This window comes from Phocaeicola vulgatus ATCC 8482, from assembly GCF_000012825.1.
GTDB lineage: Bacteria > Bacteroidota > Bacteroidia > Bacteroidales > Bacteroidaceae > Phocaeicola > Phocaeicola vulgatus.
The window spans coordinates 5,008,812-5,024,043 of record NC_009614.1 but is presented as its reverse complement, the minus strand read 5'-3'; the positions used below and the strand labels follow the sequence as shown (position 1 = coordinate 5,024,043).

Genomic DNA, 15,232 nt, shown 5'->3' with positions numbered 1-15,232 from the left:
ATGAATAATTATTACCCATTTATAGATCATGGTCTTCCTCTATTACTTCCCATGGAATGACTTCTATATCTGCACTGATCCATGTGTTAGGCTGGATAGGTTGATTATTATCAAAATTATCGGATGGTTTTCCCGGGGCTTGTATGGAATTGACAGTAATTTTGAAATATTGATTTCGATATATATTATAAGGTGCTTGGGGCGCTGTTACGTTACCGTTGACCTGTACATGAAAATAACATATGCCATTGGTGTAGGTATTGTCTGCCAACACATAATCACCGGTGAGTGCAGGCATACCTGTAGTATTGTTTGCACAAAGTTCGGCATATTTTTCTGCAATAGCACCATCTATAAAGTAATTGGCTGTCCCATCAGCGGTATGTACTACATAAAAAGTTGTTCCGGGGCCACTTGTATTATTCTCTATTGTAAAATCACTTTCACCGGTAGGGGAGTCATTTTTGCTAGTTACGATTTTGGCAGGAGTGAAGACTCCGCTGATACTGATAAAAGTGCTTTCATTTACATTTGATGTTCCCGATACATATTGAAACGTATTTTCCGGAGCATAAGAGAAGACAGAGGGAGGAGTATCATTTCCGTAAACGTTTATAGCATCTGTGCCTCTTGAAAAATCTTGCTCTGTATAGCTGTTCCAGTTATAGTCTTTGACAATTCCATCTCTGCTATCTTGAATAAAATAGAATTTCTTATTTAAGTTTCGCCAACCGAATTTCAAATCTGTCATGGATCCTCCTCCTTTTACTTTAAACGTAGGTGAAGTGAATACAGCACTCTTTGCAGTAACACGGCTGACTGGTATTGAAATATGATGTTTTTCTGCTTCGGCTTTATCTTCATATAAATTTGTGGCTGGAGTGATATTGGGATAATTTTCATTAAACATAATGAACCCGTTTGTTTGATCTGCCAGTTTGCCGACCTCTTGCGTAAACTCTTTATAATTGAATGCTCCCAAGCCATTAGAGGTAATATAATCTACAATTTCTGTATTCAGGTTTACTGCCGCAAAGATATATTTATCCGCTTTTTTGGTATTGACGGGCCGAGTGGTAATCCATTGGGAAGTATTTCCGGGGGCTTGTTGGAGTGTGTTTGCGGCAACGCTGAATTCTGCTACCGTAGAAGTGAAAGGTGCTTCCTTATCGTAAATAAATATATGAAGGGATTTTACGATATTTTCTGCATCTGTTCCTGGTTCAGTGGAACGGGTGGTTACAGAGCGTGTTCCCGAAGTATGGGGGATACTGATGGAGAAAGATGCGTATGCTTCTGGAACTTGCATTTCCAGCTCTGGCTGATTGGCGAACTCTTTGTCATTGTTGCACGAAGCCATTGCCAAAGCAGTGACTATGGTTATAAACATTTTACTTGTTTTCATATTCTTATTGTTTTAATGAATATGATTAGAACCAAGAACCTCTGTCTTTTGTTTCAAAATAAAACAAACTTGAACAATTATGAGTAAATTAATGGCTATATTGGTTATCATCTTTTTATGTATATCTTGTACAGATAATGCAGAATTACCCGTAAAGCCCGATAAAAATGAAGGTACAGAAAATGTTTTGATAGAGTTGGCTGTAACTGTACCGGCGGTCACCTATACCCGTACAAGGGGGATAGTTCGTACGATTGATCATGAAACTTTGATAAATGAGATTCAAATATTGGTATTTGAGGAGGGTAAATATAAATATCGTGTGCCGGGGTTGTCTATCAACAACACTGCTTCTACCATAACTTTTACGGCGTTACTGAAATCCGGTGATATCCCTATGAAGTTATTGATTTTGGCAAATGCCACCGATGTGGTAGTGGCTGATGAGCCTGTCGTTGGTGATAGTGAAGAAATGATAAAGAAGAAAATGAATCGAAAATTTGATTATCTGACATCTGTTTTTCCCATGTCTGGAGAATATGAATTGCCGGAAGGTTTGAAGCCGACGGGAACAGGTACTATTTTAGGATTGAAAATGTTACGTTCCATAGCTAGAGTGGATGTGACAGCTACGGAAGTGGCTAATTTTAGAATGACAGGGGTAAAAGCTTATCGGGCCAATAATTATCTGCAAGTTATTCCGGATGAAACGGGAGTGAGCAAAGTAACTTTTCCAAGTGTACCCGAAGGTAGTGACAGGAATGTGGACAGTTCGATATTTCCTGTTTCTTCAGAGAATTGGAATAATTTTTCCGCCCGGCTTTATTTATCCGAAACTTGGTCGCCTGAACCTGCAGACCAGGTAGATAAAGCTACTTGTATAGTGGTAGAGGGATACTATGCTGATAGCAATACGCCAAGTTATTATCGAATGGATTTTGATCCGGATAATAACCATAATGCTTTTGGGCAAGTTTTACGTAACCATAAATATATATTTAATATAAAGAAGGTATCGGCTCCGGGATGGAGTACGCCGGATGATGCAGCCCATAACCGTTCATCTAATATAGTGGCGGAGGTACAAGCATGGGATGATGATACTATGGATATGTATTTTGACGGAGAACATCATTTCGGAATATCAACACGTGAAGTTGTTTTGAAGCATAAAACCGGCTCTGAGGGAATTATTAGTGTCAGTACAGACCTTTTGGATTATACGTTGCAGTGGGCAGATGATGCAGGTGTGCTCCAAGGAACCGGAGCCCAGTCTTTGTCTAATGATTATTTTACAGTAACGAAGGAGGATAATGGAAGTCGGTTGGTGATAACAGCTTTGCAAAATAATTTGGCAGATGGTAGCAACCGTATACAGCATTTTGTGATTACAGCTCAGCGGTGGACTATTTATGTCAGCATACAGCAGAAGTATGATATAGCAGCTTATAAAACGATCAATTTGATGTCATTTACTTCCGGTCTGGGGTATTTGGGTACTAATATTTTAGGTTCTAGTAGTGCTGAAGCTCGTGCTACCGGACTTCGTGGTATTTTGACTAATCAAACTAATTTTGGACCCGATGGGGTAGTGGAGTGTGGCGGTTATAATTTGGTGGGAGTAGGGGTTAATGCTAATAATTTGACAGATGCTCTTTTTTCTCTGTTTGATGTAGTATATATAAATTATGTGCCAACCTCGCAGTTTGGTAGTCAAGATGCTCATAAACTTCATAACTGGCTGAAAACAAAGAAGAATCGTGTCTTGATCGCCTCTTATGATGCTTCCGATGTAAGTCAGAATTTGTTAGCGGAAATTCTTGCGGGGAAGAGTGGCATCAAATATTTTACATCAAACGGAGGACCTTATCCTTTGGCTGCTTCTACTATTGGTAATCATTATTTTACTACTGACGGACCTTTTACCAAAAATGCTCCTGTCACTTCGAATTTTGCATTACGGAATTATGATATATATCATGGTGAGATACAGGTGAATACTAGTGCTTCTGAGGGCATAACTCCTATTTTGATGGGGCCTGGTGGGGGAATAGTGTTGGGTATAGATTATTCCAGGAGAATTGTATATTGGGGGGATACAGATATGAGCAGTAATTTATCCGGTACAGGGGCGACTAGTGAGAATCACATTAATAACACAGCAGGAACCATCAATAATGATGCTTCCAAATTGATAGCCAATGTTTTTGCATGGATTACCGAAACCGTATTATATGGGGAATGAGCATTGTTATGTGCTCTCCCTATACTGTTTCGGTGACATTCCTGTATATCTTTTAAAATATTTCCCAAAGAATGAGATGTCTGGGAAATTAAGTGAATAGGCTATTTCCTGAATGGTAAAGTCTGTGGATTTTAGTTTGGCTTCCGCATCTGTTATCACTAGTTTGGCGATGATATCTGTAACAGTTTTTCCCGTAATCTTATTGACAGTAGTGCTGAGGTGCTGAGGGGATATATGAAGCAGGTCGGCATAAAAAGCTACACTCCGTTCTTTCGTATAATGTTTGATGATATATTGGACCAGGCGTTTCACAATTTCTTCTCCACGGTTGAAAGTACGTGTGGTTACATTGGTGTTCTGATGAATGCTGCCTACACCGTGCAATATAGTGAGCAGCATGGTGCTGATTAACTCTTTATTGGGCTTGGCTCCCATACGTTTCATTTTTATCAGCAACCGGAAATAGTCTTGAAACAACTCGGTTATTTCGGGACGCAGAGGGATAATGGGTGTGTCAATCAGGGCTGAAAGATAGTTCATGGTGGAATTGAAGAGATTTATTCCGTTCAGCAACTCTTTGTTGAATCCTATCAAGTACAGACGACAGTCGGGACTTTGCCGGTGAACATGTACAAAGGTTTCTGGCAGAATAGTGACAATGTCGTTCTTTTGTATCTTGTGTTCAGACAGATGGATCGTTATGTCACATTCACCTCGCAGGCACAGAAGGAACAAGCATCCTTCCATTCGTTGCGGATAGTGGTAAATACGGCCTAATGATCCTGTCATGTCAATTTCTGCAACGAAATCCTTATTCGATTTAAATAAGTTAATGTCATCTATATACTTCATAAAAATAAAGAAGGTTTTGATTATGCACCACAAATATAGGGCAGTTAGAGCAGATAACAAAGAAAATGCTTAAAAATAGACTAATATATCTTACTGTTAGCACTTGTACGCTTTTAATAATTATAAGAACTTTGCAGCGAAACTAATAGTGAAGATAAACAGTATGAAAGGTAAAAATTTGTCTATTATGGCAATGATTGCGGCAGTGTTCTGTTCTTGCGGACAGCAACCTGCACAAGAACGCGGTCCTCGGCCCGTGAAATTGGCGGAAGTGACCTCGTTAAGCAGGATCGAAAAATCGTATTCAGGTGTTGTGTCGCCTGATCAGTTCAGTGACTTGGCATTTAAAATGTCCGGTCCGCTGGTAGCAATGAATGTACTCGAAGGACAACGGGTGAAGAAAGGACAGGTAGTGGCCGAAATTGATCCGACAGATTACAAACTGGATTATGACGCTAAGAGGGCTTCATTCCAAAAGGCGTCATCACAAATGCAACGCGCAGAGAAACTGTTGGCCAAGAATGCTATTTCCATGCAAGAGTTCGAAACGACCCAAGCTTCGTATACCAATGCCAAATCGGCATTTGAAAATGCGCAAAACACATTGAATGACACCAAACTACGCGCTCCATTTGATGGCTTTATCCAAAAAAAATATGTTGAAAACTATCAGCGTGTACAGCCAGGACAAGGAGTGGTGTGTTTGATTAATCCGGCTAAATTGCAAGTGGAGTTCACTATCCCCGAAACGAATATTTCTTATGTAACTTCTCCTTCTACTATTTACGTAGAATTTGATGCCTATAAAGGAAAATTATTTCAGGCAAAAGTAAAGGAGTATGTAGAGGCTTCTCCCGATGGGGCAGGAGTTCCTGTATTCCTTTACATTGATGATCCGGAATTTGATTTGAAAAAATATAAGGTATCGGTGGGCTTTTCTTGCCGTGTTATTGTCAATATTGAGAATGATGTGGTAAAAGAAGGAATTACAGTGCCTTTGTCCGCTGTAGTGTTTGATAATAACTTGAATAGCAAGATCGTATTTATATATAATCCGTCTACACAGAAAGTAGAACTGCGTAAAGTCAGTGATGAGGGAATTATTGTAGGACGTAACGACCTGATAGTATCCGGAAATATTGAACCGGGCGAACAGGTTGTGTCTGCCGGAGCGTCTTATCTGGTAGATGGCCAGCAAGTAAAAATATTAACAGAATAAAAAAGGAGAGAGCATATCATGAATATTCCAAAATATTCTTTGGAGAACCGGAAGGTTATCTATTTCTTTTTGGCTATTTTGTTGATAGGCGGAGTAATCTCCTTCTTCAAGCTGCCTAAGAAAGAAGATGCGCCTTTTGTGATAAAGACTGCGGTATTGGTTACCCAGTATCCGGGAGCGAATCCACATGAAGTGGAGAAACTGATTACGGAACCGATTGAACGTGAAATTCAGTCCATGACAGATGTATATCAGATTAAATCGGAATCTTATTTCGGACTGTCTAAGATTTCTATTGAACTTCAGCCTACGATTGATCCGGATTATATGCCTGTAAAATGGGACGAATTACGTCGTAAAGTGGCGAATATACAACCTAAGTTGCCCAGTGGGGCGTCTACCATTACTGTAAATGATGACTTTGGTGATGTGTATGGTATTTATTATGCTTTGACAGCTGATGAGGGCTTCTCGTATACCGATTTGCGTGACTGGGCACAGCGTATCCGTACTCAGCTGACCCCGATTGAGGGAGTACAGAAAGTAATGTTATACGGAGAGCAGACCGAAGTGATCAATGTCAAGATATCTACCTCCAAACTTTCGGCATTGGGTATTGATCCCACTTCGATTATGGGCATCTTGCAGAAGCAGAATATACAGGTGAATACAGGAGATATAGCGACAGAAATTTATCAGTTGCGCTTGCGTACGGAAGGGACTTATACCAGTCTGGAAGATATAGAAAACCAGTTGATTATCAGCAAGGACGGACGGGAAGTCCGTTTGGGGGATATTGCAACAGTGGAGCGTGGATACTATGATCCGCCTTCAACCTTGATGCGGGTCAATGGTAAACGTGCTATCGGTATAGGTGTGGCCAGTGGAGCAAAGGATAATGTGGTGGCTGTGGGTAAAGCAGTGGACGAAAGGTTGGCGGAAATAGAGCAATTGTTGCCTATCGGCATTGAACTGACCTCGCTTTATCCTGAGGACAAGATTGCTGATGAGGCGAATAATGGCTTTATCCTGAATTTGATAGAATCATTGGTTATTGTTATCCTGATTATCTTTGTGGTGATGGGATCGCGTGCCGGTATGCTGATAGGTAGTTCCTTACTTTTCTCGGTAGGTGGTACTTTGCTTATTATGTTGATGTGGGGGGTAGGATTGAACCGTACTTCCTTGGCGGCATTTATTATCGCCATGGGGATGCTGGTGGACAATGCCATTGTGGTAACAGATAATGCGCAGATAGGTATCAAGCGCGGAAAATCACGTTATCAGTCATTGATAGAGGGAGCCATCAAGCCGCAATGGGCATTGCTGGGCGCTACTTTTATTGCTATCTGCTCTTTCCTGCCTTTGTATCTGGCACCGGCATCCGTGGCTGAGATTGTGAAACCGCTATTTGTTGTATTGGCTGTATCACTGGGATTGAGCTGGATTCTGGCTTTGTGCCAGACTACGACTTTTGGTAATTTTATTTTGAAAGAAGCTGTTCCCGGCGGTGCAATGAAAGACCCGTATGATACTAAACTCTATCATAAATTCGAGAAGTTTCTGACCTTGCTGATTAAACGCCGTTTTGTGACATTGACCACGGTTTTTGTAACTTTGGTGCTTTCTTTGGTTATTATGGCTGTTATGCCTCAGAGTTTTTTCCCGAAAATGAATAAGCCTTATTTCCGTGCTGATCTGGTATTCCCTGAGGGATTTAGTATTCATGCGGTAGATCAGGATGTGATGAAGGTGGAGGATTACTTGAAGAATCATGAGAAAGTTAAATCATATTCGGTGACATTGGGTGGTACTCCGTTGCGTTACTATTTGGCAAGTTCTTCTTTTGGACCGAAGTCTAACTATGCCAATGTGATGGTGGAAACTAAAGACCCCGAAGATGCAGCCGAAGTAGAACAGCAGTTTTATGAGCACATGACTCAGAACTTTCCCAATATCATTACCCGTTCGGCACTTTTTGCTTTGTCTCCGGTGCCTGAAGCTGCTATTGAGATCGGTTTTATCGGTGAAAACCCCGATACATTGACCGCATTGGTTGAAAGGGCGAAAAAAATAGCCCGCCAGTGTGATATGGTGACGGATATCCGTTCCAACTGGGGAGATAAGGTGCCCGTGTGGAAACCGATGTTCTCTCAACAGAAAGGTTTACGCTTGGGGATTACCCGTCAGCAGGTTGCCAACTCATTCCGTACGGCTACCAATGGTTTGCCTTTGGGAGAATATCGTGAGGGGGATGTTTCCTTGCCTATCCTGCTGAAAGATGAGGATGTGGAAAAAATGAACTTGAATGATGTGAAAAGTGTGCCTGTATTCAGTACGAAAGGAAATTCCGTGAAAGTGGAACAGGTAATCGATAATTTCGCTTTGGGTTATGATTATAATGTAGTCCGTCGCTTTAACCGCGAGCGTTGTATGATGATGCAATGTGAACCTAAACGTGGAGCCAATACGATGGCTGCGTTTAAACAGGTGCTTACTGCCGTACAAGAGCAGATGCAGTTGCCCGAAGGGTATAAAATGAAATATTTCGGTGAGCAGGAAACACAGGATGTAAGTAATGCTGCATTGGCGAAGAATATTCCGCTGACTTTCCTGTTGATTTATGTGGTTCTGCTGTTTCTTTTCCCCAGCAACTACCGCAAGCCGGTATTGATTATGCTTATGTTGCCGCTGGTGTTTATCGGTGTGGTATGGGGATTGCTCTTGTTTGGCAAGTCATTGGACTTCTTTGCCATCCTCGGTCTGTTGGGATTGATTGGTATGAATATCAAGAATGCCATTGTGCTGGTCGATGAAATCGGACTTCAGTTGAAGGATGGAAAGGGGGCTGTGCCTGCCGTGGTCGAGGCTACCAAGACACGTATCGTTCCGGTGACCATGGCTTCCGGAACTACTATTCTGGGTATGCTTCCATTGTTGGGCGATGCCATGTTTGCAGGTATGGCGGCTACCATTATGGGTGGTTTGTTCGTATCGACGGTACTGACCATTTTTGTTCTTCCGGTAACTTATTGTATTTTCTTTAAAATCAGAGCAGACAGATAATGAAAACTAAGATGATCTATATTATAGGTATGGCTTGTATGACCGGTACACTTTCGGCTCAGACTGTCGTGGATTATTCTACCTTTGAACAAAAGGTACTGGATTATAGCCAAACCTTAAAACAGAGTGTGGCACAACGTACAGCTATGCAGAAGGCTATGAAAGCGGCAAAAACCGCTTTCTTCCCGGCTGTTGATGCAACGGGAAGCTATCAGTATCGTATTAACAAATACGAGATGGATCTTGGCGGAATGGCTGTTCCTATGGAGCACGATTCATACAGTGCCGAAGTAGGGGTATCACAACCTATTTATGCCGGTGGAAGCATCTATCACAATTACAAGGCTTCCCAAATACAAACCCAGATGGCGGATAAGTCGGTGGATTTGACAACGGATAATATTATCTATGCTGCTGAAGCCAGTTATTGGGGAACAGCCGCACAAAAAGAAATGTATGAAACGATGTGCCAGTATGTGCAGATTATTGAGCAGTTGACCAAAGTGCTGCAAGATAAGTACGATGATGGCTATATCAGCAAGACGGATCTCATTCAGATGCAGACCCGTTTGAAAGAGGCTGAATTGCAACGTTCCAGCAGCTACCAGTCTTATCAGGTCGCCTTGCAGAATATGAATGTGCTGATGGGATTGGAACCGCTGGCTGAAATGGATTTGACGGATTCTATTTCTACCATATTGCCTATGCCTGCTTTTATTGGAGCGGAAACAGCCTTGAATGTGCGTCCCGATTATGCTATCTCACAGTTGGATGTGGATTATCAGAAAAGACAGGTAAGTCTGGCTGCCGCCAAGTACAATCCTTCTCTTTCTATCGGTTTTAAAGAGACATGGGGAACACAGATGTTGAACATTTCGGGCGAAACTATGTTTAATAGTAATGTGTATGCCTCTATTAAATTGCCGATTTTCCATTGGGGAGCCCGCTTTAAATCGACGGCTGCACAGAAGGCTATTTTATTAAGCAAGCAGTATGCATTGCAAGATAAGCAAGACCAAATAAGCAAAGAAGTGGCGAAGGCGTGGACTAGTCTGACCGAGAATACCCGTCAGATAAGTATTGCCGAGGAGAACTGCAAACTGGCAGAAGAGAATTTGGATTTGAACACTTTTAGTTATACTGAAGGTAAGTTGACTATTTTGGATGTGCTTTCTGCACAGCTGACATGGATACAGGCATATACAAACCTTATCCAATCTTATTATGAGCAGAAGATTGCGTTGGCTGATTACAGAAAAGCAACCGGTATAAGGTATTTAGGACAGAAATAGGTAAATTCAGACCAGATTCTTATTATATAAAAAAGTCACAATAAAGCAGGTTTGGCTATCTTTGTATCCAGACCTGCTTTATTTGTTTTTATTCAGTTTATGTTTACTGTAAAGCTTGTTTTAACAGTGGAAAAAAGAATAGATTACAATGAAGAAAATATCATTTTGGATCGTAATCTTTATATGTATGGCAGATGCGGCTTTGGCAGTCACGCAAGAGGGTGGGCTGTTTTATTTGCCTGAAGATACGACAATGCAACACAAAGACAGCACAGTACAGAAAAGGACTTTTTTCAAAAAGTTTCTGGACTATTTTAATGATGCTAATAAAGATAAGAATCATAAGAAATTTGATTTCAGTATTATTGGCGGACCACATTACAGTACGGATACCAAACTGGGGCTGGGACTGGTGGCGGCGGGGCTTTATCGTACCGATAGAAATGACATGCTTCTTCCTCCATCCAATGTGTCTTTATTCGGAGATGTTTCCACTGTTGGCTTCTATATGTTGGGGATACGCGGAACTCATATCTTTCCGCAGGACAAATACCGGCTGGATTATACTCTTTATTTTTATTCCTTTCCTTCCAAGTTTTGGGGAATAGGGTACGATATGGGTAAGGTAGATGCCAATGAATCTGATTTAGATCGCTGGCAAGCACAAGTTAAAGCTAGTTTCCTGTTTCGGATAGCGGATAATCTATATATAGGTCCTATGGTATCTTATGATTATGTGCATGGTAAGAATATGGAACGCCCCGAACTACTGGAGGGGATGAATCTTACTACTGCTAATTATGGAGTGGGCCTTTCTTTGGCATATGATTCGCGCGATGTGTTGACCAATCCCCATAAGGGATATTATTTGAATATTACCCAGTGTTTCCGTCCTAAGTTTTTAGGAAACGATTATGCATTCAGTACTACGGATTTGCGTACCAGTTATTATCATCCTGTATGGAAAGGAGGATTGTTGGCAGGAGAATTACGCGGTACTTTTAATTTCGGTAATCCGTCATGGGCCATGATGGCGTTGTTGGGAAACTCGTATTCCATGCGTGGTTATTACGAAGGGCGCTATCGTGACAAGCATAAAATAGAGGGGCAGGTGGAATTGCGTCAGCATGTATGGAAACGTAATGGTGTTGTAGTTTGGATAGGGGCCGGAACTGTATTCAATAAGTTCAGTGCTTTGTGCATGGACAGAGTGTTGCCTAATTATGGAATAGGTTATCGTTGGGAGTTTAAAAAGAATGTAAATGTTCGTCTGGACTATGGATTTGGAAAAAATGGACAGTCTGGTTTTATCTTTAATATAAATGAAGCATTTTAAAGAATTTATTCAGTGGTGTTGTGAGCCACAACGGTTGTTCGTTCTGTTCATCGTTGTCTTGGCCATTCCCAATGTGGCATTGTTTTTTACAGAACAGCAAATGACACTTTGGGCACGTATTTGTAATGTCATTCTGCCGGTATCGGTTTATTGGTTGATTATGACATTGGGGCGTAAACCTGGAAAGACTATTTGGATCTTATTTCCGTTTGTTTTCTTTGCGGCATTCCAACTGGTATTGCTATACCTGTTCGGGCGTTCTATCATTGCAGTAGATATGTTCCTGAATCTGACAACTACTAATTCCGGGGAGGCGCTGGAACTGTTGGATAATTTACTGCCGGCTGTAATTGGTGTTTTTGTTGTTTACATTCCTGCTTTGGTCTTGGGAGGTTTTTCATGGGCCCGGGGTAATCAGTTGGAATATTCTTTTATTCGTTCTCAACGTAAGTATGCCTTGGCAGGCATTGTTGCAGGAGCGTTATTGACCGTTATCTGCTATGCGACGCAACGTGATTATCAAGTAAAGATCGAAATGTATCCGGCTAATGTATGTTATAATCTAGTATTGGCTGCAGAACGTGCGGGCGAAACAGCCGGATATGCGGAAACTTCAAGGGATTTTACTTTTAATGCCAGTGCCGCACATGATGAAAACAGCCGGGAAGTTTATGTCTTGGTGATAGGGGAAACGGCCCGTGCCTGTAATTTCGGACTTTATGGTTATGAAAGGAATACTACTCCATTACTTGATAAAATGGAGGGGGTGGTAACTTTCACGGATGTGCTTACCCAGTCTAATACTACTCATAAAAGTGTGCCTATGTTGCTTTCGGCAGCTTCGGCTGAGGATTATGACTGTCTTTATAGACAGAAAGGAATCATTACCGCTTTCAAGGAAGCAGGATTTCATACTGCCTTTTTTTCGAACCAGCTTCCTAACCATTCTTTTATTGATTTTTTGGGGATGGAGGCAGATGATTGGAAGTTTATCAAGAAAGATGCTCCGAAAGGAGCCAATATTTCGGATGACGAACTATTGTTTCTGGTAGAAAAGGAGCTAAAGGCAGGTCATCAAAAATTATTCATCGTGCTGCATGCCTATGGATCACATTTTAATTATAAAGAACGTTATCCCGAATCCATGTCTGTCTTTAAACCGGATAATCTGACAGACGCCAAATATGAGAATAAAGAGTATTTGATGAATGCATATGATAATACCATCCGTTATACAGATGGTTTCCTGGCTTCTTTGATCACTTTATTGCAGAAAACAAACTCTTTTTCGGCTATGCTTTATACTTCGGATCATGGAGAGGATATTTTTGATGATAATCGAAAATTATTTTTACATGCATCCCCAGTCCCGTCTTATTATCAACTGCATGTGCCATTTTTAATTTGGTTGTCCAAAACATATAGAGAAAAGAATGTGGAAGTACATGAAGCTATATTGCAGAACCGTGAAAAACCGGTGGCGGGAAATGCCTCCGTGTTTCATACCATGCTGAATTTGGCAGGGGTACAGACACCTTATAGGGCAGATAGCCTATCGGTAGCAAACAGACAATATCTCATTCGTCCGCGTTATTATCTTAATGACCATAATCTTCCTAAGTCATTGGATAAGATAGGATTAAAAAAGGAAGACATAGAACAGTTCAGACGGAATAATCTTGTTTTTCCTTGATGTGAAAAAGATTTAAAATGGTTGGAGAATTATAATAGAATTACGTATTAATGATTATTTTCGCACAGCTTTGTTATTGTATTTATTACGAAAACTATTATAATCCTTTTATTATGAAAAACAAGAAAAACAATTTCTATCTGATGGGAGTGGTGTTTATAGCCATTCTCGGCGGTTTACTTTTCGGTTATGATACAGCTGTTATTTCGGGGGCGGAGCAGGCTCTGCAAAAACATTTGGGATTAGATGCTTTCTGGCATGGCGTGACTGCTTCCAGTGCATTGATAGGTTGCGTCATTGGCAGTGCTTTTTCCGGTTATTTTGCTTCGGGGCTAGGACGTCGTAATTCGTTGCGTCTGGCTGCTTTATTGTTCTTCCTGTCTGCTTTAGGCTCTTATTATCCCGAATTTTTATTTTTCTCGAAAGGAGATACTTCGTTTGCATTGATCCTTGCTTTTAACTTTTATCGTATCATCGGGGGAATCGGTGTAGGACTTGCCTCTGCTGTTTGTCCGATGTACATTGCCGAAATTGCCCCTTCCGAAATTCGTGGTAAATTGGTTTCCTGTAATCAGTTTGCTATTATTTTTGGCATGTTGGTAGTCTATTTTGTCAATTATATGATTAAAGATGGTATGCCGGATGAAGTGCTTGTTTCCGATGGTTGGAGATATATGTTTGGTTCAGAAGCGGTTCCGGCTGCATTATTTGGCATTTTATTGTTTTTGGTTCCTGAAACTCCGCGCTATTTGGCTATGACCCATCAGGATGATAAAGCGTTTTCTGTACTTGAAAAAGTAAATGGAACAGATAAGGCTAAAACTATTTTGTCTGAAATAAAGGCTGTAACTTCCGAGAAAACGGAAAAACTGCTTACATACGGGCTGACAGTTATTGTAGTCGGCATCTTGCTTTCTGTATTTCAGCAAGCTATCGGCATTAATGCTGTGCTTTATTATGCACCGCGTATTTTTGAAAAAATCGGTGGCGGTGGCGATGGTATGATGCAGACTGTGGTAATGGGGGTAGTTAATATTCTCTTTACATTGATTGCCATCTTTACCGTAGAGAAGATGGGACGTAAACCCTTGTTGATTGTTGGTTCTATTGGCATGGCTGTAGGTGCATTCTGTGTTGCGTTTTGTGATGAGTTTCAGGTGGAAGGTATTCTTCCTGTTCTTTCCATCATAGTTTATGCTGCATTCTTTATGATGTCATGGGGACCTATCTGCTGGGTGTTGATTGCAGAGATATTTCCGAATACTATCCGCGGTAAGGCAGTGGCTATCGCTGTAGCTTTCCAATGGATATTCAATTATCTGGTTTCTTCCACTTTTCCTGCCATGTATGAATTCAGTCCGGTATTTGCCTATGGGCTTTATGGCGTGATTTGTGTGCTTGCAGCTCTGTTTGTGTGGAAGATGGTTCCTGAAACAAAAGGAAAGACTTTGGAAGATATGACTCGTCTTTGGAAAGAAAGAGCAAGATAAGTTGGTGCGATGCCGGAAACGGTGTCTTTCATACCGGAGAATAGAAACCATCCCTTTCAACTTAACAAATAGAAAGTTGGACGCGAAAATGCCCTCATGCCCTCACTTTGGCTCTAACTGGTTTATAATGAACTGCTTATTAGTGATGGTAGTATCTGTGTTAGTGAGGGCATTGCCCTCACTAACACAGATGCTTGAAAATAAATTATTCTAACTTTATCATGTGATATAAAGTATCTTTTCTGCTGGCTTTTGGGTGAATGTTCAGTTTGCGGATAATGTGTCTGTATTAATTTATCTTGTTGATTGACAGGTTTTTCACGCTTGTACTCTTGCAAATAATTGAAAATCTTCATGTGCGGTCAGCCTTTCTCCCTTCTTCTCTGTAGTGGCGGAATAGAAGTGACATTTAAACAACTGTTCCAAAGGCGAAATTTACTCAAATTCGGTGTTGTTTTGCCAAAATACCTTCTCATTTTCATCATTCAACCCATAACGTTCGTTCTTATAAAGCAGCTGCATGGCTTGTGCAGCGAGTTGGCGGTAGTCTATGTATGCATATTTCCCTGTCTCTTATCTGTTTTCTCCCTTTTATTTTCTCACTTTTATATGTTTGTAATTGCTTATTCACTAC

9 protein-coding genes are annotated in these 15,232 nt (G+C 41.0%); 7 read left to right on the top strand and 2 right to left on the bottom strand.

What is annotated here, in order from left to right; all coding sequences use genetic code 11:
- Positions 1–19 precede the first annotated feature (19 nt).
- Positions 20–1,405, bottom strand: coding sequence for an Mfa1 family fimbria major subunit (locus BVU_RS20460; protein WP_012056006.1), 1,386 nt, complete (start codon positions 1,403–1,405; stop codon positions 20–22).
- 79 nt (positions 1,406–1,484) lie between these two features.
- Between BVU_RS20460 and BVU_RS20455 the strand changes: the two genes are divergently transcribed.
- Positions 1,485–3,650 (top strand): hypothetical protein, encoded by a 2,166-nt coding sequence (locus BVU_RS20455; RefSeq protein ID WP_012056005.1) that lies wholly within the window; start codon positions 1,485–1,487, stop codon positions 3,648–3,650.
- A 6-nt stretch (positions 3,651–3,656) separates the two neighbouring features.
- Here the strand turns inward: BVU_RS20455 and BVU_RS20450 are convergent, their stop codons facing one another.
- On the bottom strand, positions 3,657–4,502 hold the full coding sequence (locus tag BVU_RS20450) for a helix-turn-helix domain-containing protein (protein WP_005847066.1): 846 nt from the start codon (positions 4,500–4,502) through the stop codon (positions 3,657–3,659).
- A 163-nt stretch (positions 4,503–4,665) separates the two neighbouring features.
- Between BVU_RS20450 and BVU_RS20445 the strand changes: the two genes are divergently transcribed.
- From BVU_RS20445 to xylE, 6 genes are all read left to right on the top strand, one after another.
- Positions 4,666–5,721 (top strand): efflux RND transporter periplasmic adaptor subunit, encoded by a 1,056-nt coding sequence (locus BVU_RS20445; RefSeq protein WP_005847068.1) that lies wholly within the window; start codon positions 4,666–4,668, stop codon positions 5,719–5,721.
- A gap of 18 nt (positions 5,722–5,739) precedes the next feature.
- Positions 5,740–8,787 (top strand): efflux RND transporter permease subunit, encoded by a 3,048-nt coding sequence (locus tag BVU_RS20440; RefSeq protein ID WP_005847070.1) that lies wholly within the window; start codon positions 5,740–5,742, stop codon positions 8,785–8,787.
- Positions 8,787–10,079 carry a TolC family protein gene (locus tag BVU_RS20435; protein WP_012056004.1) on the top strand — a complete coding sequence of 431 codons (1,293 nt, stop codon included), beginning with the start codon at positions 8,787–8,789 and terminating at the stop codon, positions 10,077–10,079. Before BVU_RS20440 ends, BVU_RS20435 begins: the two co-directional genes overlap by 1 nt.
- A 148-nt stretch (positions 10,080–10,227) precedes the next feature.
- The gene (locus BVU_RS20430; protein ID WP_012056003.1) at positions 10,228–11,415 is read left to right on the top strand and encodes a BamA/TamA family outer membrane protein; all 1,188 of its coding nucleotides are present in this window, start codon (positions 10,228–10,230) and stop codon (positions 11,413–11,415) included.
- Complete coding sequence (locus tag BVU_RS20425) at positions 11,402–13,108, top strand: phosphoethanolamine transferase (RefSeq protein ID WP_005847079.1); 1,707 nt, start codon at positions 11,402–11,404, stop codon at positions 13,106–13,108. Before BVU_RS20430 ends, BVU_RS20425 begins: the two co-directional genes overlap by 14 nt.
- 50 nt (positions 13,109–13,158) lie before the next feature.
- Complete coding sequence (gene xylE / locus BVU_RS20420) at positions 13,159–14,598, top strand: D-xylose transporter XylE (protein ID WP_005847080.1); 1,440 nt, start codon at positions 13,159–13,161, stop codon at positions 14,596–14,598.
- Positions 14,599–15,232 lie beyond the last annotated feature (634 nt).

What these genes read in the sequence shown, in the direction of transcription:
- BVU_RS20450 (WP_005847066.1), bottom strand. Translation starts at nt 4,502, where the DNA reads ATGAAGTATATAGATGACATTAACTTATTTAAATCGAATAAGGATTTC.
- BVU_RS20440 (WP_005847070.1), top strand. Translation starts at nt 5,740, where the DNA reads ATGAATATTCCAAAATATTCTTTGGAGAACCGGAAGGTTATCTATTTC.
- BVU_RS20425 (WP_005847079.1), top strand. Translation starts at nt 11,402, where the DNA reads ATGAAGCATTTTAAAGAATTTATTCAGTGGTGTTGTGAGCCACAACGG.
- BVU_RS20435 (WP_012056004.1), top strand. Translation starts at nt 8,787, where the DNA reads ATGAAAACTAAGATGATCTATATTATAGGTATGGCTTGTATGACCGGT.
- BVU_RS20445 (WP_005847068.1), top strand. Translation starts at nt 4,666, where the DNA reads ATGAAAGGTAAAAATTTGTCTATTATGGCAATGATTGCGGCAGTGTTC.
- BVU_RS20430 (WP_012056003.1), top strand. Translation starts at nt 10,228, where the DNA reads ATGAAGAAAATATCATTTTGGATCGTAATCTTTATATGTATGGCAGAT.
- BVU_RS20460 (WP_012056006.1), bottom strand. Translation starts at nt 1,405, where the DNA reads ATGAAAACAAGTAAAATGTTTATAACCATAGTCACTGCTTTGGCAATG.
- xylE (WP_005847080.1), top strand. Translation starts at nt 13,159, where the DNA reads ATGATTATTTTCGCACAGCTTTGTTATTGTATTTATTACGAAAACTAT.
- BVU_RS20455 (WP_012056005.1), top strand. Translation starts at nt 1,485, where the DNA reads ATGAGTAAATTAATGGCTATATTGGTTATCATCTTTTTATGTATATCT.